Source organism: Rhizobium acidisoli (assembly GCF_002531755.2).
GTDB classification, from domain to species: domain Bacteria; phylum Pseudomonadota; class Alphaproteobacteria; order Rhizobiales; family Rhizobiaceae; genus Rhizobium; species Rhizobium acidisoli.
In genome coordinates this window covers 4416587-4436284 of record NZ_CP034998.1, presented here as the reverse complement: position 1 = coordinate 4436284, position 19698 = coordinate 4416587, and the positions used below count along the sequence as shown (strand labels likewise).

The 19698-nt window shown below is 62.4% G+C and carries 17 protein-coding genes; 11 read left to right on the top strand and 6 right to left on the bottom strand.

Annotation, left to right across the window (positions count from 1 at the left end; translation table 11 throughout):
• Nucleotide 1 precedes the first annotated feature (1 nt).
• From CO657_RS21560 to CO657_RS21515, 10 genes are all read left to right on the top strand, one after another.
• Nucleotides 2–1264 (top strand): hypothetical protein, encoded by a 1263-nt coding sequence (locus CO657_RS21560; RefSeq protein WP_054182140.1) that lies wholly within the window; start codon nt 2–4, stop codon nt 1262–1264.
• A gap of 64 nt (nt 1265–1328) precedes the next feature.
• Nucleotides 1329–2345: an acyltransferase family protein gene (locus CO657_RS21555; protein ID WP_054182141.1), complete on the top strand. Its 1017-nt coding sequence runs from the start codon at nt 1329–1331 to the stop codon at nt 2343–2345.
• Nucleotides 2346–2619: 274 nt separating this feature from the next.
• Nucleotides 2620–3504, top strand: a complete 885-nt coding sequence (gene purU / locus CO657_RS21550; protein ID WP_003589197.1) for a formyltetrahydrofolate deformylase — start codon at nt 2620–2622, stop codon at nt 3502–3504.
• Nucleotides 3505–3622: 118 nt separating this feature from the next.
• Nucleotides 3623–6544: an aminotransferase gene (locus CO657_RS21545; protein WP_054182142.1), complete on the top strand. Its 2922-nt coding sequence runs from the start codon at nt 3623–3625 to the stop codon at nt 6542–6544.
• Between the two features lie 517 nt (nt 6545–7061).
• Nucleotides 7062–7256: a hypothetical protein gene (locus CO657_RS21540; protein WP_003544544.1), complete on the top strand. Its 195-nt coding sequence runs from the start codon at nt 7062–7064 to the stop codon at nt 7254–7256.
• 127 nt (nt 7257–7383) lie between these two features.
• Nucleotides 7384–8379, top strand: coding sequence for a P1 family peptidase (locus CO657_RS21535; RefSeq protein WP_054182143.1), 996 nt, complete (start codon nt 7384–7386; stop codon nt 8377–8379).
• 103 nt (nt 8380–8482) lie between these two features.
• Nucleotides 8483–9391 carry a LysR family transcriptional regulator gene (locus tag CO657_RS21530; RefSeq protein ID WP_054182144.1) on the top strand — a complete coding sequence of 303 codons (909 nt, stop codon included), beginning with the start codon at nt 8483–8485 and terminating at the stop codon, nt 9389–9391.
• Nucleotides 9392–9530: 139 nt separating this feature from the next.
• Nucleotides 9531–11057, top strand: coding sequence for an ABC transporter substrate-binding protein (locus CO657_RS21525; RefSeq protein WP_054182265.1), 1527 nt, complete (start codon nt 9531–9533; stop codon nt 11055–11057).
• A gap of 312 nt (nt 11058–11369) precedes the next feature.
• On the top strand, nt 11370–12317 hold the full coding sequence (locus tag CO657_RS21520; protein ID WP_054182266.1) for an ABC transporter permease: 948 nt from the start codon (nt 11370–11372) through the stop codon (nt 12315–12317).
• A gap of 3 nt (nt 12318–12320) precedes the next feature.
• The gene (locus tag CO657_RS21515) at nt 12321–13181 is read left to right on the top strand and encodes an ABC transporter permease (RefSeq protein ID WP_054182145.1); all 861 of its coding nucleotides are present in this window, start codon (nt 12321–12323) and stop codon (nt 13179–13181) included.
• Here the strand turns inward: CO657_RS21515 and CO657_RS21510 are convergent, their stop codons facing one another.
• The 3 genes from CO657_RS21510 to CO657_RS21500 form a co-directional block, all read right to left on the bottom strand.
• Nucleotides 13182–14039: a C40 family peptidase gene (locus CO657_RS21510; RefSeq protein ID WP_054182146.1), complete on the bottom strand. Its 858-nt coding sequence runs from the start codon at nt 14037–14039 to the stop codon at nt 13182–13184.
• Between the two features lie 34 nt (nt 14040–14073).
• Nucleotides 14074–14424, bottom strand: coding sequence for a MarR family transcriptional regulator (locus CO657_RS21505; protein ID WP_054182147.1), 351 nt, complete (start codon nt 14422–14424; stop codon nt 14074–14076).
• Nucleotides 14425–14598: 174 nt separating this feature from the next.
• Nucleotides 14599–15990, bottom strand: coding sequence for a leucyl aminopeptidase family protein (locus CO657_RS21500; protein ID WP_054182148.1), 1392 nt, complete (start codon nt 15988–15990; stop codon nt 14599–14601).
• Nucleotides 15991–16134: 144 nt separating this feature from the next.
• On the opposite strand from CO657_RS21500, the gene CO657_RS21495 reads away from it, so the two are divergent.
• On the top strand, nt 16135–16971 hold the full coding sequence (locus CO657_RS21495) for a tetratricopeptide repeat protein (protein WP_054182149.1): 837 nt from the start codon (nt 16135–16137) through the stop codon (nt 16969–16971).
• An 8-nt stretch (nt 16972–16979) separates the two neighbouring features.
• Here CO657_RS21495 and CO657_RS21490 read toward each other — a convergent pair whose 3' ends face one another.
• The 3 genes from CO657_RS21490 to CO657_RS21480 form a co-directional block, all read right to left on the bottom strand.
• Complete coding sequence (locus CO657_RS21490) at nt 16980–17612, bottom strand: LysE family translocator (protein WP_054182150.1); 633 nt, start codon at nt 17610–17612, stop codon at nt 16980–16982.
• A gap of 73 nt (nt 17613–17685) precedes the next feature.
• Nucleotides 17686–18672, bottom strand: coding sequence for a type II secretion system F family protein (locus CO657_RS21485; protein ID WP_054182151.1), 987 nt, complete (start codon nt 18670–18672; stop codon nt 17686–17688).
• 15 nt (nt 18673–18687) lie between these two features.
• Nucleotides 18688–19695, bottom strand: a complete 1008-nt coding sequence (locus tag CO657_RS21480; RefSeq protein WP_054182152.1) for a type II secretion system F family protein — start codon at nt 19693–19695, stop codon at nt 18688–18690.
• Between the last annotated feature and the right edge of the window lie 3 nt (nt 19696–19698).

The window sequence follows — 19698 nt, the reverse complement described above, 5'->3', positions numbered from 1 at the left end:
GGTGGCGGTCCTCGAACAGAAGGCAGCTTTTCCTATAGCCGGCAGTGCAGCCGGCGAAGCGGCGCGGACCGATCATACCGTGCTCTGGCTCGGACTGCTGTCGGTGCTCTACAACGGCATTCTCGCCTTCATCAACCACAACATCATGCCGCTCTCGTTGACGCATGTCGCCGCCAGCGAAGGGCTGATCATGGCGAGCGCCATCCTCTACATCCTGCACAAGGGGATCTACGAGACCGATCTGCCGGCCTTCCTGTTCCTGCTGTTCACACTTGTCGTGACGATCTATGTCAGCGTGCTCAACCGCATGCTTTTCGTCGATCATTTCCGCAACGTTCTGATCATCTTCTGCTTTTCCGGCCTCGGCGGCTGGAGCAACGAGAAGACGATGAAACTCGCCTTTCGCTGGGCAAGCCTTGCCGTCATGATCTTCCTGATCTTCGAGATCGTCAGCGTGCCGTTCTATGTCAGCATCGTGCATCCGTCCGATTATTTCGCCAATACACGCGGGCTGCTGCCGCTGAGCTACAACACGACGGGCCTGTTCCAGAACGCGCTCGGTTTTCCCGAGCGTTTCTCCTTCGGCGTCATCGACCACCGCTCGTCGTCGATCTTCCTCGAACAGGTGTCGCTCGCCAATTTCTGCGGCGTGATCGCGATCTATCTGATTTCCATGTGGGAAAGAATAGGCCGCTGGGACCGGCTGCTGTTCGTCGGCACCGCGGTGCTGATCCTGGTGACGAACGACACCCGCACGATGCTGATCTTCTGTTTTGCCTGCATTGCCGGTTATTTCGTCTTTCCGAAGATCCCGAGGAATTTCAATCTGGCGCTGATGCCGCTGATCGTCGCCGCCGGTTTCCTCGTCTACACCTTAAAACCCAATGCGACCGGCGACAATTTCACCGGCCGCATCAACCTGACGATGAAGAAGATCATGGAACTCGATCCGCTCGCCATCCTCGGGCTTTCGGTCGACCGGGTCGCCGAATTCGCCGACAGCGGTTATGTCTACCTGATCTACGCGGCGACGATATTCGGCGTTATCGCCCTATGGCTGTTCGTCTGCCTGTTTCCCGCCGGGCGCACGGCGGCGCAGCGGCGCTGCGCCCATTCACTTTCTCTTTTCATTTTTCTGAATATGATGATCGGGGGGACCGCTGTTTTCTCGATGAAAATCGCCGGTCTCCTGTGGTTCGTCGTCGGATATATGCGCTTCCACGACAGCCCGCGCCTCCGGCAGGATCGTCCGGCAGATGTATAGAGTTGACCGCAGCGGCACGGCTGAGTCCGGCGACCCGCACGAGCCCGAGGGAGCAAGACGCTCGATGCTTGTCCAGCTTCAATATCTGCGCGCCGTCGCAGCGCTGATGGTCGTCTATTTCCACGCGATCTTGCAGCTTGCGAAGGTCAATCCCGCGCTCGACGCCACCACCTTCGTCTATGGCGAGACCGGCGTCGACATCTTCTTCGTGCTCAGCGGTTTCGTGATGTGGCTGACGACGAGCGGGCGGGCGATGAGCCCCATCGATTTCGCCCGCCGGCGCATCAAACGCATCGTCCCGCTCTATTGGCTGGCAACATTGTTTTCGGCTGTTGTGGCGCTGGTGGCCCCCTCATTGCTGAAATCGACCGTGTTCGACCTGCGGCATCTGATCGCCTCGCTGTTCTTTCTGCCATGGGCCAATGCCGCCGATCCGAGCACGATCACCCCCGTCGTGGTGCCTGGCTGGACGCTGAATTACGAGATGTTCTTCTATCTCGTCTTCGCGCTGCTGCTGCAGCTCTCGGAAACCCGCCGCATCCCGGCAATGTTTGCCGTCTTCGCCGTCATCCTGATCGCCTGCCGGCTGCTGCCGGAAACAACAGTCACCCGCTTCTACGGCGAGCCGATCATTCTGGAGTTTCTCGCCGGCGCCGTGCTCGGCTGGCTCTATCGGCAGAAGGTGCTTCTGCCGAAGCGCTGGGCATGGGCGGCGCTCATCATCGGCTTTGCGTTCCTCTTCATCAACGAGGCGCTGATGCCGCCGGAAAGCCGGTTCTACGCCTGGGGAATCCCGGCGATCTTCATCGTCTACGGCGCGGTCTCGATCGACTTTTCCAGGCTGCCTTTTATCGGCTGGCTGAACTATCTCGGCGACTGCTCCTACAGCATCTATATCACCCACGCCTTCACGCTCGCCTTCCTGAGGGTCGCCGCCGACCGGCTGCCGATCGGCATCCTGCAGCAGCCGGTGCTCTTCGTGATCCTGTCGCTGGTGCTCTCGTCGATCGGCGGCGCCATCATCCACGAAATCACCACGCCGCGGCGGAAAGTGGCGGTGGCGAGCCGCCCGCCGGCCTAACTTCGCCCATCGAAGGCGAGAATACGCATGCCCACGGCGCTGGCGGCACAGTTTTTTGCGTAACTTCTCCTAAGCTAAGGCCTGTCGCGCAAAACTGTGCAGCGGTTTTGCGATAACGACAGGCGAGACATGAAGACCCGGAAGCGAGAGAACTTGCACAAACATGATGGGTCATCTTGCAATTTGTCGCATGAATGAAAGCGCACCGGCCTGTTCGCGGCCCAGGCTTTGATCTAAGCACGGCCGCGGCCTTGAAGAGGGAAGAGGGAGAGACATGAAAAGCTATGTATTGACGGTATCCTGCAAATCGACGCGCGGCATCGTGGCGGCGATTTCGAGCTATCTGGCCGACAAGGGTTGCAACATCATCGACTCCAGCCAGTTCGACGATCTCGATACCGGCAAGTTCTTCATGCGCGTCTCCTTCATCTCTGAAGAAGGCCTGTCCGGCTCGGAGATCGGCGCCGATTTTGCCGCCGTCGCCGCACCCTTTTCGATGGAATACGAATTCCACGACAGCGAAAGCCGCATGAAGGTGCTGCTGATGGTGTCGCGCTTCGGCCATTGTCTCAACGACCTGCTCTACCGCTGGAAGATCGGCGCCCTGCCGATCGATATCGTCGGCGTCGTCTCCAACCATTTCGACTATCAGAAGGTCGTGGTCAACCACGACATCCCCTTCCACCATATTCCGGTCACCAAGGCCAACAAGGTGCAGGCCGAAGCCCATATCATGGAGGTGGCCGAGCAGACCGGCACCGAGCTGATCGTGCTTGCCCGCTACATGCAGATCCTGTCGGACGAGATGTGCCAGAAGATGTCGGGCAAGATCATCAACATCCACCATTCCTTCCTGCCGAGCTTCAAGGGCGCCAACCCCTACAAGCAGGCCTATGGCCGCGGCGTCAAACTGATCGGGGCAACCGCCCATTACGTCACCGCCGATCTCGACGAAGGCCCGATCATCGAGCAGGACACGGCCCGCATCACCCATGCGCAGTCGCCGGACGACTACGTCTCGATCGGCCGCGACGTCGAAAGCCAGGTGCTGGCCCGGGCCATCCACGCCCATATCCACCACCGCACCTTCATCAACGGCAATCGAACCGTGGTCTTCCCGGCAAGCCCCGGCAGCTACGCCTCCGAACGCATGGGTTGAACGCGGTCGAAACCACATCTCTTTTGCTGGCAGACGACAATCTCCCGTTGCCTGCCAGCAGCAAGTATTTGATTATCGTCTTCAATAGGTAATCGAATCATGCTGCGGGAGGGGTGTCATGACCGACGACGCGCTTGTTGATCGCATGTCGCTGCCGCGTCCCAACGTGACCGTTGCCGACGCGGAAGAGATCCTTCTTGCCCATTACAGCCTGTCAGGCACCATCGCCGAACTCGGCAGTCAGCAGGATCGGAACTACCGCGTCGATAGCGATCGCGGCCGCTACGTCCTGAAGATCTGCCATGCCGCCTACGAGACCCGCGAACTCGAAGCGCAGAATGCCGCGATCCATCACCTCAAGAGCAAACAGGATGCGCCACGGGTTCCCAATGTGATCGCCAGCAACGAGGGGCGGGAGATCGTCGTGCTGACGGTGCGCGGGCAGGGCTATCAGGTCCGGCTGCTGGAATATCTGGAAGGTCAGGGGCTGACGGAACTGACCTACCTGGCGCCGGCTTCCGTTGCGGCGCTCGGCGCCCTCTGCGCCAAGCTGGCGCAGGCGCTTGCCGATTTCAACCATCCCGGTCTCGACCGCAGCCTGCAATGGGATCTGCGGCGGGCCGGGCCGGTCGCGGTGCAGCTGCTTTCCGCCATCACCGACAGTGCCGCGCGCGACCGGATCGCCAAGACCATGGTGATGGCCGTTCGCCGCATCCAGCCCTTGGCGCCGTCGCTTCGGCTGCAGGCGGTGCATCACGACGTCACCGGAGACAATGTCGTCGGTCATCGCAGTGCCCATGGCCATATCATCCCCCATGGAGTGATCGATTTCGGCGACATCATCCGCGGCTGGCTGGTCGGCGACCTCGCCGTCACCTGCGCCTCGCTGCTGCATCATGCCGAGGGCGACCCCTTTCATATCCTGCCGGCCGTCACGGCCTATCAGGCGATCTATCCGCTGACCGAGGAGGAGTTGAAGGCGCTCTGGCCATTGATCGTCGCCCGCGCGGTCATTCTCGTCGCCAGCAGCGAGCAGCAGATTTCGGTCGATCCCGACAACGACTATGTCCGCGGCAATCTCGATCGCGAGCGGGCGATCTTCGATACGGCGATGTCGGTTCCCTTCGAATTGATGGAAGCAGCAATCCTCCAGGCCGCTGGCGGCGATGTCGCCGCCCCGGAAACATCGGAATGGCTGCCGCTGCTGCCCGACATCGATCCCGCCGGGATCGCCTATGTCGATCTCGGGGTGCGGAGCTCGCATTTTTCCGCCGGCAACTGGCTGAATGCCGACATGGATTGGCGGCTGCTTGCCCGCGCTGCGACCGAGAACGGCACGGCAGCGACGCGCTACGGCGAATATCGGCTTTCCCGGGCGGGAACCGCCGGAAGACAGGCGACCTGCGCTCTGCATATCGATATATGCCTTGCCGCCGGCAGCGCGGTCGCAGCGCCCTTTGCCGGCCGCATCGGCTGGAAGGACCAGCATCTGACACTGACCGGCGACGGCATGACCCTGCACCTCGACGGGCTCGACCTCTCGGTGGAGGATGGCGCCGAGCTTGCCAGCGGCGACGCGCTGGGCACGGTCGTCGGCGAGGCTTCGTCGCTTGGCGGGCTGCGCGCCCAGCTTTGCCGCGTCGCCGGGCTCGAGCCGCCGCTCTTTGCCACACCGCGCGAGGCGGCGGCCTGGTCGGTGCTCTGCCCTTCTCCCTCCTTGCTTCTCGGCCCAGGAGCCGATGCGCCAAAACCGGAAACCGCCGAGCTGTTTGCCAGGCGGCAGACACATCTGGCAGGAGCGCAGAAGAATTATTACGCGGCGCCGCCGCAGATCGAGCGCGGCTGGAAGGAGCATCTGTTCGATGTCGAGGGCCGCGCCTATCTCGACATGGTCAACAACGTCTCCATTCTCGGCCATGGCCATCCCAGGCTTGCGGCGGCGATCAGTGCCCAGTGGCTGCGGCTCAACACCAACTCGCGCTTTCACTATGCCGCGATCGCGGAATTTTCCGAGCGGCTCGCAGCACTTTCGCCCGACGGGCTCGATACGGTCTTCCTGGTCAACAGCGGCTCGGAGGCGAACGATCTGGCGATCCGGCTGGCGCAGGCTCATAGCGGCGCGCGCAACATGCTTTGCCTGCTCGAAGCCTATCATGGCTGGTCTTCGGCAAGTGACGCCGTCTCCACCTCGATCGCCGACAATCCTGAGGCTCTGACCACCCGGCCGGACTGGGTGCATGCCGTCGCGTCGCCGAATACCTATCGCGGCGCATTCCGCGGTCCCGATACGGCGGCCGGCTATCTCGGCGCGATAACGCCGGTGTTGGAGGCGATCGACGCCGGCGGCGAGGGCCTTGCCGGCTTCATCTGCGAATCGGTCTACGGCAATGCCGGCGGCATTCCGCTGCCGGACGGCTATCTCGGTCAGGTCTATGCGCAGGTGCGCGCCCGCGGCGGCCTCTGCATCGCCGATGAAGTGCAGGTCGGTTATGGCAGGCTCGGCCATTATTTCTGGGGCTTCGAACAGCAAGGGGTCGTGCCCGACATCATCACCATCGCCAAGGGCATGGGCAACGGCCATCCGCTCGGCGCGGTCATCACCACCCGGGAAATCGCCGGGTCGCTGGAGAAGGAGGGCACGTTCTTTTCCTCCACCGGCGGCAGCCCGGTCAGTTGCGTCGCCGGCATGACGGTCCTCGACATCATGGCCGAGGAAAAGCTGCAGGAAAATGCGCGAGAGGTCGGCGATCATCTGAAGGCGCGGCTTGCCGCGCTGATCGACCGCCATCCGATCGCCGGCGCCGTGCACGGCATGGGGCTCTATCTCGGGCTCGAATTCGTCCGCGACAGAACGACGCTGGAGCCGGCGACCGAAGAGACGGCGGCGATCTGCGAGCGGTTGCTGACCCTCGGCGTCATCATGCAGCCGACCGGCGATCACCAAAATGTGCTGAAGATCAAACCACCCCTCTGCCTCAGCATCGAAAGCGCGGATTTCTTCGCGGACATGCTGGAAAAGGTGCTCGATGAAGGCTGGTGACAGGGTCTTGCCGTCTTAACCAAATCGGTCATTTCAAGGTACTTCGATTTTTAATGAAACGGCCCATTGCCTGAATCAGCCGGGCTTCCTATCTCTGCTGCGGCGGTCGAAAGAGTTTCGATTCTGTCATGCGAATTTTACGAAGAGCTGATATGTTTCTTTCTATAAGTTCGATCAGGATGGAATGAATTTTTTCGGATCGTCGATATTTTGACACGTTTCGGAATATGTTTCTGACAGGCTGCAGGGTAATCTCTACCAGGTTAGTAGATTTATCAGTGGCAGCCATCGCCGGCCCCGGGCTCTTCCGGGACCTCTCAAGTGCAACGCCAACACAAGGGACGAGCATGATAGACATCGATATTCTCGCCGACCTTGGGCGATCTGCGCTTGGCAATGACCGTCCGGGCGCCCTCTCCCGCCCGAACTGTCGAATGTGACGTTCGTCCTCCTTTCAACGGTACCAGACAAGTCAATTCGCCATGGCTGCGCATGTCGCGCGGCAGGAGTTCTATCTATGAAGAAGCAAGTTATCGAATATGCAGGCGTTCCCGTCGGGATCGTCATTCCCGATGAAGACCGGCTGAAGTTCATCGCCGTGAAATTTCATGTCCACGACCTCGACGAGCAGCGTTTCGGCTCGCCTGACGAGGTGCGGCTGGCTATCCACGATCTGATGACCCGCCGTCATCCGAAGCCGCTTCATGCCTGAGGCATGAGGCCGGCATCGCATTCACGGCTTTTTTCGATGTCCGACCGGTCCCGCCATTTGGGGCCGGTCTTGTTTTTTAAGAGCAATTGCAGTCCTATCGGCGGCCTATCCGCATAAGGATCCGCCCTTGCCCGATCTTCTCAACCTCATCACCGATATCGACGGCGTTTCCGTCGGCCATGCGACCGACCTTGCGCTCGGTTCCGGCGTCACGGTCATCGTCTTCGATGCGCCGGCCGTCGCATCCGGCACGGTGCTCGGCGGTGCGCCGGGCGGGCGCGACACCGGTCTGCTCGACCCGTCGATGACCGTCAACGCCGTCGATGCCTTCGTGCTTTCCGGCGGCTCGGCTTTCGGGCTGGATGCCGCCGGCGGCGTGCAGGCCGGATTGCGCGAACTCGGCCGCGGCTTCGCTGTCGGGCCGGTGCGCATACCGATCGTGCCGCAGGCGATCCTGATGGATCTGCTGAACGGCGGCGACAAGGATTGGGGGCTGCACTCGCCCTACCGCGACATGGGTTATGCCGCGCTGAAGGCCGCCGCCAAGGGCACATTCACGCTCGGCACCACGGGGGCCGGCACAGGGGCGACGACGGCCACCTTCAAAGGCGGGCTCGGCTCGGCCAGCGCCGTCAGCAGCGCCGGCCATCGTGTCGCGGCAATCGTCGCCGTCAATGCGCTCGGCTCGGCAACGATCGGCGACGGGCCGCATTTCTGGGCGGCCCCCTTCGAAAAAGACACAGAATTCGGCGGGCTCGGCATGCCTGCGATCGCCGACCACAGGATGCGGCTCAAGGGCATGAACGGGCCGGCGACGACGATCGGCGCGGTGGTGACCGACGCGCAGCTGACCAAGGCCGAGGCGCACCGGCTTTCGCTCGCCGGCCATGACGGTCTTGCCCGGGCGCTGCTGCCGGCGCACCTGCCGCTCGACGGCGACACGGTTTTTGCCGCGTCGACGGCCAGGCATCGCCGAGACGACATGGCAAGCCTGATGGAGCTTTGCCATCTTGCCACCATCGTCATGGCGCGGGCGATCGCCCGCGGCGTCTACGCCGCCACCGCGCTGCCGGCCGAGGGCGCGCAAAAGGCGTGGCGCGACCGCTATCCCGACGGCCATTGATTGAATAGGGTCGCAAGCTGAAACGCGTTGTTTTCATGCATGTCGTTATCCCCTAACCGGGACACGCATGGGCACATCGAACAGGCATGGCGGAGAGACGTGAATGCAGATCCGGGCACTGATGTATTTCGACGAGCTGGTCAGGAGCAATTCGATGCGTCAGGCGGCCGAGAATCTCAATGTCGCGCCGACGGCAATCAGCCGGCAGATCGAAAACCTCGAATCTCATTTCGGCGCACCGCTGGTCGAGCGCAGCTCCCGCGGCGTCAAGCTGACGGCCGCAGGCGAGCTGCTCGCCGCCCGCGCCGGCCGCACGCTGCGCGAACTCGATCACGTGCAGCAGCTGATCGAAGACCTGAAGGGTCTGCAACACGGCCATGTCAGCATTTATGCCAATGGCGCCACACTGACCAGCCTGCTGGCGCCGGTGCTTGCGGAATTCAGCCTGAAATATCCGAAGCTGCGCTTCACGGTGACGATCAGCAGCGCGCGGCAGGCCGTCGACGCCGTCAGCAGCGCCGAGGCCGATATCGCCGTGACGCTGTTTGCGCCGGTCATGTCAGGCACCAAGGTCCGGCTGCGTTCCGAGATCGCTTATGATCTTATCGTCGCGCCGCAGCATCCGGCCGCGACGCAGCCCGATATCTCCTTGAGGAAACTTGCCGACTACCCACTGGCGCTGCCGGAGCATTCCTTTGGCTTCCGTCAGGCCTTCGACGCGCTGATCGAAAAGGAGGGATTGAATCTCGATCCTGTTTTCGTCACGAGTTCGATCGAAATGCTGAAAGAGCTCGTGCTCAGCGGCGCTGCGGCGACGTTGCTGCCCGCGCTTGCCGTTCGCCGCGAGATCGAAGCCGACCAATTGCGCGCCATCCCACTTGCCGGCAAGACCGGCATTCGCACCCATGTCGATCTCTGCGTTGCCCCGGACCGACAACTCTCTTTTGCGGCAGCGACACTGGTCGACTTCATCGAAAACTTCATGCGCCAACGCACGGCGATTAAAGGCTGACGCTTGCATTTGCAGCAGATTTCCTGTGTAGCTATTTCGGCTACACGGATCAGAAAAAATCGTCACAATGTGTGCGCTGCGCAGCCACGGTCTGATAATGAAGGGCCTTCGCCTCGATGCGCGGCCAGACAGGGACAGGATGATCAAGGTTTCCTTCGTACCGGCGCGCTTCGCCCGGCAGCTTTCTCTCAAGGCTGCGCTTGCGGCGGGACTCATGATGGCGGCGATGGCGCCGGCCGAGGCAGCGAAGACCACCCTTACTCTCGGCATGAGCGTCGAGCCGACCGGCCTCGATCCGACGATCGCAGCACCGGTGGCGATCGGCCAGGTGACCTGGCAGAACGTGTTCGAGGGACTGGTGACGATCGACCAGGCCGGCAAGATCCAGCCGCAGCTGGCAAAAAGCTGGGAGATTTCGCCTGACGGCCTGACCTATACGTTCAAGCTGCAGACCGGCGTCACATTCCATGACGGCGAGGTCTTCGATGCCGCCAGCGCCAAGTTTACGCTCGACCGCGCCCGCGGACCCGATTCGGTCAATCCGCAGAAACGCTTCTTCGCCTCGATCGCTTCGATCGATACGCCCGATGCCGAAACGCTGGTGCTGCATCTTTCGGCGCCGACCGGCAGCCTGATCTACTGGCTCGGCTGGCCGGCTTCGGTGATGGTCGCGCCCAAGACCGCTGCCGACGACAAGGTGACGCCGATCGGCACCGGCCCCTTCAAATTCGTCGGCTGGGCGAAGGGCGACAAGGTCGAACTGGAAAAGAATGCCGACTACTGGAACAAGGCTGCGTCCGCCAAGCTCGACAAGGTGATCTTCCGCTTCATCGCCGACCCGCAGGCGCAGGCGGCTGCGCTGAAATCCGGCGATCTCGATGCCTTTCCGGAATTTGCCGCACCGGAGCTGATGAGTTCTTTCGAGGGCGATGCAAGGCTCGTCACCAGGATCGGCAATACCGAGCTCAAAGTCGTCGCCGGCATGAACAATGCCAGGAAGCCGTTCGACGACAAACGCGTGCGCCAGGCGCTGATGATGGCGATCGACCGCAAGACGGTGATCGACGGCGCATGGTCCGGCCTCGGCACGCCGATCGGCAGCCACTACACGCCGAACGATCCCGGCTATCAGGATATGACCGGCGTGCTGCCTTACGACATCGGCAAGGCGAAGGCGCTGCTTGCCGAAGCCGGCTATCCCAACGGCTTCACCTTCACGATCAAGTCGCCGCAGATGGCCTATGCGCCGCGCAGCGCCGAGGTGATGCAGGCGATGTTTGCCGAGATCGGCGTGACGATGAATATCGAGCCGACCGCGTTTCCGGCAAAATGGGTCCAGGATATCATGAAGGACCGTAACTTCGACATGACGATCGTCGCCCATGCCGAGCCGCTCGACATCGACATCTACGGGCGCGATCCCTATTATTTCAACTACAAGAACCCGGTGTTTACCGCGCTGATGAAGAAGGTCCAGGAGACCGCCGATCCCGCCACGCAGAACGCGATCTATGGCGAGGCGCAGAAGATCCTCGCCGAGGACGTGCCGGCGCTCTACCTCTTCGTCATGCCGAAACTCGGCGTCTGGGACGGAAAGCTGAAGGGGTTGTGGGAGAACGAACCGATGCCGTCCAATGTGCTGTCCGGGGTTTCGTGGGAGGAGTGAGGCGGGTTCCAACGGATTGAAAGGCACGGAGATGAGCGAATGGAAGCCGGACAGCGAGTCGCTCAATGCCAGTCGTTGCCCTCTCCATCCCTCATTCCTGTGCTTGTCACAGGAATCCAGCGCGCCCAAGTCCTTGGGCGCGGGAGACTCCTCCTCGGGGATAAGAGTCATTCACCGCGCAGACGCGCGATGGCTGGATTCCTGTGACAAGCACAGGAATGAGGGAAGTTGGGGTGACGGTCGCGTCACCTCGAGAGCTTGGCGAGGAGGCTACCAAGCAGTCTTAAAAACCACCCCGCCAGCGTGGCCCGCATGATCACACTCCTCCTCCGCCGCTTCGCCGGTCTCCTCGTCACGCTCCTCATCGTCTCGCTGCTGATCTTCACGGTCATGGATCTACTGCCCGGCGATCCCGCCTCGATCATGCTCGGCACTTCGGCAAGCCCGGAAACCTTGGCGGCGCTGCGGCATGATCTCGGGCTCGATCAGCCGCTCATCCTGCGTTACGGGCGATGGCTGGCCGGCCTATTCTCCGGTGATCTCGGCCAATCCTACACCTATGGCGTCGCGGTCGCGGGGCTGATTGTCGAGCGGCTGGCGGTGACGCTGCCGCTGGCGCTGATGGCGGTCGTGCTATCGGTGGCGATTGCCCTGCCGCTCGGGGTGCTGGCCGCGTCGCGCCGCGGCGGGCTCTTTGACGTCATCGCCACGCTGTTTTCGCAGATCGGCATTGCCGTGCCCGCCTTCTGGGTGGCGCTGCTGTTGATCATCCTGTTTTCGACGTTGCTCGGGCTGATGCCGGCCGGCGGCTTCCCGGGCTGGAGTGCCGGTCTGCTGCCGGCGTTGCAGGCGCTTGTCATGCCGGCCGTCGCGCTGGCGATGCCGCAGGCCGGCGTGTTGACGCGGGTGGCGCGGTCGGCGGTGCTCGAGACGCTGCATGAGGATTTTGCCCGCACTGCCGTCGCCAAGGGGCTTTCGCGCAACGCCGTGCTGTGGCGGCATGTCGTGCCGAATGCTCTGATCCCGATCCTCACCATGATCGGGCTGCAATTTACCTTTCTCGTCGCCGGCGCGGTGCTGGTGGAAAATGTCTTCAACCTGCCCGGCCTCGGGCGGCTGGCGCTGCAGGCGCTCGCCCAGCGCGACATCATCGTCATGCAGGATGTCGTGCTGTTCTTTGCAGCCCTCGTCATCGTGGTGAATTTCGTGATCGATCTCTCCTATCTGGCGATCGACCCCAGGATGAGAAAGGCGGCTTGAGGCATGGCTCCCGTCATTTCCAGCGCCCTTGCCAGCCGCATAGCCTTTAAACTTAGCCGGCGAATGAACCTGGTTTTTGGGGCGGTGATTATCGTGCTGCTGATCGCCGTCGCCCTGCTGTCGCTCGTCTGGACCCCGCTGCCGCCGGCAAAAATGCAGATCATTCACAAACTGCAGCCGCCGCTTGCCTTCGGCCTGCTCGGCACCGATCAATTCGGCCGAGACGTGCTGTCGATGCTGATGGCGGGATGCTGGAATTCGCTGTCGATCGCGATCACCGCGGTTGCGGTCGGCGGGACGCTCGGCTCGATCGCCGGCATTTCGGCGGCGGCGATCCGCGGTCCTTTCGAAGCGCTGCTGATGCGCATCTGCGACGTCATCTTCGCGCTGCCGCCGATCCTGTCCGCCATGATGCTCGGCGCCTTTCTCGGGCCCGGTCGTTTTACCGCAATCACCGCGATCGCCGTCTTCATGATCCCGGTTTTTGCCCGAGTGACGCTTGCGACTTCGCTGCAGGCCTGGAGCCGCGACTATGTCATGGCGGCGCGCGCGATCGGCAATACGCGCCTGACCATTTCGCTGCGCCATGTGCTGCCGAATATCATCAGCCAGATCATCGTCCATGGCGCCATCCAGCTGGGGCTGGCGATTCTGACCGAAGCCGGTCTCAGCTTCCTCGGGCTCGGCTTGGCGCCGCCGGCACCGAGCTGGGGGCGGATGCTGGCCGATGCGCAAACCTATCTGGCGCTCGCCCCTTGGCTGGCGATCCTGCCCGGCCTTGCCATCGCGCTCGCCGTCTTCGGTTTCAACATGCTTGGCGACGGGTTGCGCGATCTTCTCGACCCGCGCGAGGTGGGAGCCTGATTAGCCGGGCGGGCGACGGTAGCCGGTCGGCTGCTCGTAGAGCCAGCCGATGCGTTTAACGGCGGCCTCGAAATTCTCTCGCGCCACCGTCATGCTGTGGCCGTTGGCATGCAGGATGGTTTCCGGGTCCTCGAAGACGGCGACATGGCCCTTCCAGAACACCAGGTCGCCGCGGCGGATTTCAGAGCGGTCAATCGGCTGGCCGAGACCGGCTGCCTGCATGTCGGTATCGCGCGGCGCAGCTCTGCCCGTCATCAGCATTGCCAGCTGGACGAGGCCGGAACAATCGATGCCAAGGCCGGATCGCCCGCCCCAGAGATAGGGCGTCTCCAGGAACCGGGCTGCAATCTCGACATAATCGGCGCCGTCGAGCCCGCCGATCGGCTGGACATGCCTGGCGAAGATCGCGGTTCCATCCTCGAGCACGACATAGCGATTGCCGCGCGCTTCCGCCTCGCCGGCGACATGGACGCGGCTTCCCATCGACAGGATTGTCTGGTGGGGTTTGCGCAGCTCCGGTACCGGATAAAGGAAGGTGCGCTGGACGGTGACGATATGGGTCGGCGCCGGCCCGCCCTGCGAAAGCGCTTCTGCTGGGAGATAACCGACGTAACCGTCCGAAGCGGCTTTCACCCAGCACCAGCCGTCGGCGCGATCGAACACCGTCACATCCTCACCGAGAAGCAGTTCGGTATCGATGCCACGCGCAAGGTTCGGTTCGGGGCGCAAGCCCACGACCGGAACGGCAATGCGGGCCGGGGCGCCTTCGACGAAACGCGATGCCTCTACCTTGCCTTCGAGCCCCGCTTCGGCGAGATCGGGCCGATAGGCATGCAGTCGGCGGTCGAGCATCGTCATTGATGTTCCTTTCAGTTGGCCTTTCAGGTGCCTCTCAGAGCGGCAGCCGGCGGGCCTGCTCACGGACGAGGTCGCCGAGCTTTTCCAGGTACAGCGCGCCGCCGACAGTGCGCTTGATGATCACGCTGCGCCGGTCGGCATCGTCGCGCACACGATCGACCAGGCCCATCTCGCCCATTGTGTCCAAGGCGCGCGTAATGACCGGTTTGGTGACATCGAGTGTCGCGGCAAGCCCGCGCACCGTATGCGGTGGCGGCACCAGATAAATATGCAGCAGGATCGCCATCTGGCGCAACGTCAAATCGCGGTCATCGTGGCGCACCTGATCGAGCGCCACGCCATGCCAGAGCCCCAGCGCCTGCGAGGCGGTCAGTTCGATCGGCACGGCCCCTCCGGAAAATCGTTACGCTAACGTTTCATTTTCCGGCAGTTGCCATGGACATGCAAGAGGCGGCAGGAATTGCCGCCCGGCAGGGTGAATAAAATTTTAACGATCAACAGCGAGGGGCAGCGCATGAACCGCGTCATGCGACCGCCCCTCAGCCCTCGTTTGCAGCCATCAGCGCAGGCTCTCGCGGATATGATGGAAGAGCGCGCGGATGGCTTGCGCTTCACCGCCGCCCGGCGAATGCGGCCGCTCGGATTGCGCCCAGCCGTAAATGTCGAAATGCGCCCAGCTCTTCGTCTTGCCGACGAAACGCTTGAGGAAGAGCGCCGCGGTGATCGCCCCCGCCATGCCGCCGGCCGGCGCGTTGGTGAGATCGGCGAATTTGGTGCGGATATCCTTTTCGTAACCGGAATAGAGCGGCAGACGCCAGATCGGATCGTCCGTTTCCAGGCTCGCTTCGGTCAGGTCATGCGCCAGATTGGCGTCATCGGTGAAGAAGGGCGGGAGATCCGGACCGAGGGCGACGCGAGCAGCACCGGTCAACGTCGCCATGTCGATCAGGAGATCGGGCTCTTCCTCGTCGGCATAGGCAAGCGCATCGGCAAGGATCAGACGGCCTTCGGCGTCGGTATTGTCGATCTGGACGGTCAGGCCCTTGCGGCTCTTATAAATGTCGCCGGGGCGGAAGGCATTGGACGAGATGGCGTTTTCGACAACGGGGACGATGACACGCAGATCGACCTTCAGCTTGGCGTCCATGATCATCAGGGCAAGGCCCATGACATTTGCCGCGCCGCCCATATCCTTCTTCATCAGCAGCATGGAGGCGGCGGGCTTGATATCGAGACCGCCGGTATCGAAGCAGACGCCCTTGCCGACAAGCGTCACCTTGCGATGGCCCTTCTTGCCCCAGCGTAGTTCGAGTAGGCGCGGTGCATCGGCGCTGGCGCGGCCGACAGTATGGACGAGCGGGAAATTCTGCTCGAGCAGCTCGTCGCCGGTGATAACCGATACATCAGCCTTGTAATGTGCGGCCAGGCCACGGAACACGGTTTCGAGCTGGTTCGGCCCCATGTCGTTCGTCGGCGTATTGATGAGGTCGCGGGCGAGAAAGACGCCGGCGAGCTGGCGCTTGATGTCGGCACTGTCGGCATCGCGGGGGATCATCAGCGTCGCCGCAGGCGATTTTTCAGACTTGTAGCGGTCGAAACGATAGCTGCCGAGACCAAAACCGAGAGCCAGGCGGTTTGCCGTCAGCGGTGCGGTCTCGATGTGCCAGTCGCCGGCTGGCAGCGCCCGGGCGAGCCTGCCGGTGATATAAGGCTGCTCGGATGGATTGGTGCCGAGACCAAAAAGAGCGCCGCCGAGATGGCCTTCGGCCGTCGGGATCAAGAGCAGTGAGCCGCTTTCGGCCTTGTAGCCCGCCCTCTGCGCCCAATCGAGCGCGATCGGATCAATCGTGCCGGTCTCGATATGGGCAGGGGTGACGGCGAAGATCGGCAGCGTCGAACCGCCCTTCGCGTTGAAAGGGGTCGGTCTCTCGATAAACTGATAGGGGGCCATGATTGTCCTTCGGCGGTCGCAAGGAATCACTCCTTAACGGTCTGTTAGGGTTAACAGACTATTGCTGGAGCGAAGATTGCGTCAAACCTTTCCCTGTTCCGCTTCGAGGTCAGGCGCCGATTTCGGAATCCAGGGAAACGCGTCATGCCGGCCTCGCTCACCACTACATTCACCAATCGTATCCTGCAGGGCGCTGCGGCAACGCTGATCATCCTGGCACTTGCCGGCTGCTCGACGACCAAGGATCGGATGACGACCGGCTCGGTGCCGAAGCTTACCAAGCCGGTCGAAGAAATGGACGCGACCGAGCTGCGCTCGGCAACCGACCGGCTCGGCCAAGCCTATGAAAAGCACCCGCGCGATCCCGTCACCGGCGTCAGCTACGCCAATCTGCTGCGCATGAACGGCCGTGACGCGCAGGCGCTCGCCGTCATGCAGCAGGTGGCGATCAGCAATCCCGCCGACCGCAACGTGCTGGCCGCCTACGGCAAAGCGCAGGCGGCGGCCGGCCAGTTTCAGCAGGCGCTCGACACGATCGGCCGCGCCCAGACACCCGATCGTCCGGACTGGAAGCTGATCTCGGCCGAAGGCGCGATCCTCGACCAGATGGGCCGGGCAAGCGATGCCCGGCAGCGCTACCGCGACGCGCTCGACATTCAGCCGAACGAGCCCTCCATTCTTTCCAACCTCGGCATGTCCTATGTGCTGACCGGCGATCTGCGCACGGCTGAGACTTATCTGCGCTCCGCCGCCAGCCAACCCACAGCCGACAGCCGCGTCAGGCAGAACCTTGCCCTCGTCGTCGGCCTGCAGGGACGTTTCCCGGAAGCCGAGCAGATCGCGCGGCGCGAACTTTCGCCGCAACAGGCCGATGCCAATGTCGCCTATCTCCGCGGTATGCTCTCGCAGCAGAATTCCTGGCAGAAGCTTGCGGCCAAGGACAAGACGCCCGGTGCCGCGGACGGCAGCAACACCAACTGACAATTGTCTTAGCGCGCGCTCAAGCCCGAAAGAATGAGACGAAGTCCGAGGCCGCCCATGACGGCACCGGCAGTCCAGTCGATCCAGCTCTTCGCGGCGAGATAGAGCCGCCGCGGATGGCGGGCCGAAAAGGCCAGCGCCACGATCGAATACCACCCCGCTTCCACCGCAAAGACGCCGAGCGGTAGCGCAATCATGAGATCGAGCGGCACCGTCCTTGGAAGGAGCGCGGCAAAGAGGCTGGCATAGACAATAATGGTCTTCGGGTTGCTGAGCTGGGTCAGCAGTGCGGTCATGAAGCTACGTCTCGGTGCGCGGTGGCTATCGCCGGCGTCGGAGACCTCCAGCGGCTCTCCAGCACCTCTCCAGATATTGACGGCGATATAGATGAGATAGGCGCCGCCTGCGACCTTCAGCAAGATATAAAGCCATTCGAACTGCGACAGCAGCGCCGTCAGACCGGCGAGCGCCAATATGGCAAAAACCACACCGCCGGCGCCCATGCCGAGCGCGGCCGCGAGACCATCCAGCCGCGACCGCGAAATGGCAATCCTGGAGACGACCACGAAGCTCGGGCCGGGACTCATCGCGCCGACCGTCAAAGCTGCCATGATGCTGATGAAAACGCCTGCGGAAGACATTCAACAACCCTCGTTTGAGATCGAAGGTATCGCATTATTCCTTAAATCGGAATCCATTTAACCGGCGGCAAGATCAGAACTTATCTGACACCTGAATGCCGGCCGGGCCGAGGATGACGGCGATTAGCACCGGCAGGAAAAACAGGATCATCGGCACCGTCAGTTTCGGCGGCAGGGCGGCCGCCTTCTTTTCCGCTTCGTTCATGCGCTCGTCGCGCCCTTCCTGGGCGAGAACACGCAGCGCCTGCGCCACCGGCGTGCCGTAGCGGTCGGCCTGGATCAGCGCTTGCGTGACCGAGCGGACCAGCTCGATCTGGGTGCGCGTGGCAAGATTTTCGAGCGCCACGCGGCGATCCGGCAAGAAGGAGAGTTCAGCCGTGGTCAGCACCATCTCCTCGGCGAGCGGCGGCGACTGCTCGCCGAGTTCTTCCGACACGCGACGCATCGCCGCCTCGATCGAGATGCCGGATTCGACGCAGATCAGCATCAGGTCGAGCGCATCCGGCCAGGCCCGCTTGATCGAGTGCTGACGCTTGCCCATGCGGTTCGAGATATAGATGTTCGGCGCGTAGAAGCCGAGATAACCGATGCCGATAACGGCAAAGAGGCGGATAGGCGTACCCTTTTCGGCGAGATTGCCAAGGCCGAAGACCCAGAAGGCGGCAAGCGCCAGGAAGAGGAAGGGCAGCAGGAACCGCGCCACGAGGAAAGTATTCAGCGCATTTTCCGAGCGAAAACCGGCAGCACGCAGCTTGTTGACGGTGTTCTCGTCGACGAGCGCCTTGCGCAGGTTGAAGCGCTCGACGATCTGGCGGACCGAGCGATTGTTCTGGCTCCTGAGCGAGGCCTTGCCGGCGCCGGTTTCGGTATTCATGCGGGCGCGTTCGCGTGCGCGGATCTGCTCGCGCTCTGTGGAAACAGCCTTCATACGCTTGTTGAGATCGCCGCGCTCGAAGAAGGGGACGGCGATCGTATAAAAGGTGGCGAAGACCGCGATCGCCACGAGGAGCGCGATCAGCATGCTCGGATTGGTCAGGGTTGCGGCAAGCTCCTGCGACATGGTGAGTCCTTCCGGCTAAATGTCAAAATTGACCATGTTGCGCATGACGAAGATGCCGATCGACATCCAGATCGCCGAGACACCCATGATGAGGTGGCCGCGCGGATCGGTGAAAAGGATCATCATGTAGCTCGGCGAGGTGAGATAGACGAGGGTCGCGACGATGAAGGGCAGCGCACCGATGATGACCGCCGACGCTTTGGCTTCCATCGACAGCGCCGAGACCTTGGCCTTCATTTTCCGGCGCTCGCGTATCACCTTGGAAAGGTTGCCGATCGCTTCCGACAAATTGCCGCCGGCCTGCGACTGGATGGCGATAACGATGGCGAAGAAACTGACTTCCTGGAGCGGCATATGGGTCGTCATGCGGGCGCAGGCATCGGGGATGCTGAGGCCCACCTGCTGCGCCTCGATCACCCGCCGGAACTCGCTCTTCACAGGCTCGGTGCCTTCGGTGGCGATAAGGCGGATCGCGTCGTTGAGCGGCAGGCCTGATTTGATCGAGCGGGTGATGACGTCAAGCGCATTGGGGAGCTCGTTGAGGAACTTGTTCTGGCGGCGCTTGATCAGGAAGCCGACGATCCAGCGCGGCAGGCCGAGACCGGCGACGACGGCGATCCCGAACATTACCATCAACGATAAACCGACGATGAACGCCATGAGCAGCAGCACGCAGGCGAAGATGGCGCTGACGAGATAGAATTTCCCGACCGTGATCGTCAGGCCGGCCTGGACCAGCCGGGATTTCATCGTCAGGGTCTTCTTGGTCTTTTCGTGCTGGCGCTTTTCCAGATCCTTGAGATTGTCCTGCACCGATTTCCGGCGCTTCGACATTTCCTGCACCCGGTCGCGGGCAGCCTTGACCTTGACCCGGTCGCTTTCGGCCGATTTGACGCGGTCGATGCGGCTTGCCGATTTCTTGTCGGCCTCGATCCGGGAATACATCAGCGCATAGGCGACCGCCGCCGCGGAGACGGCGGCGAGGACGACAATTGCCAGCACTATCGGATCGAACCCGAACATCTC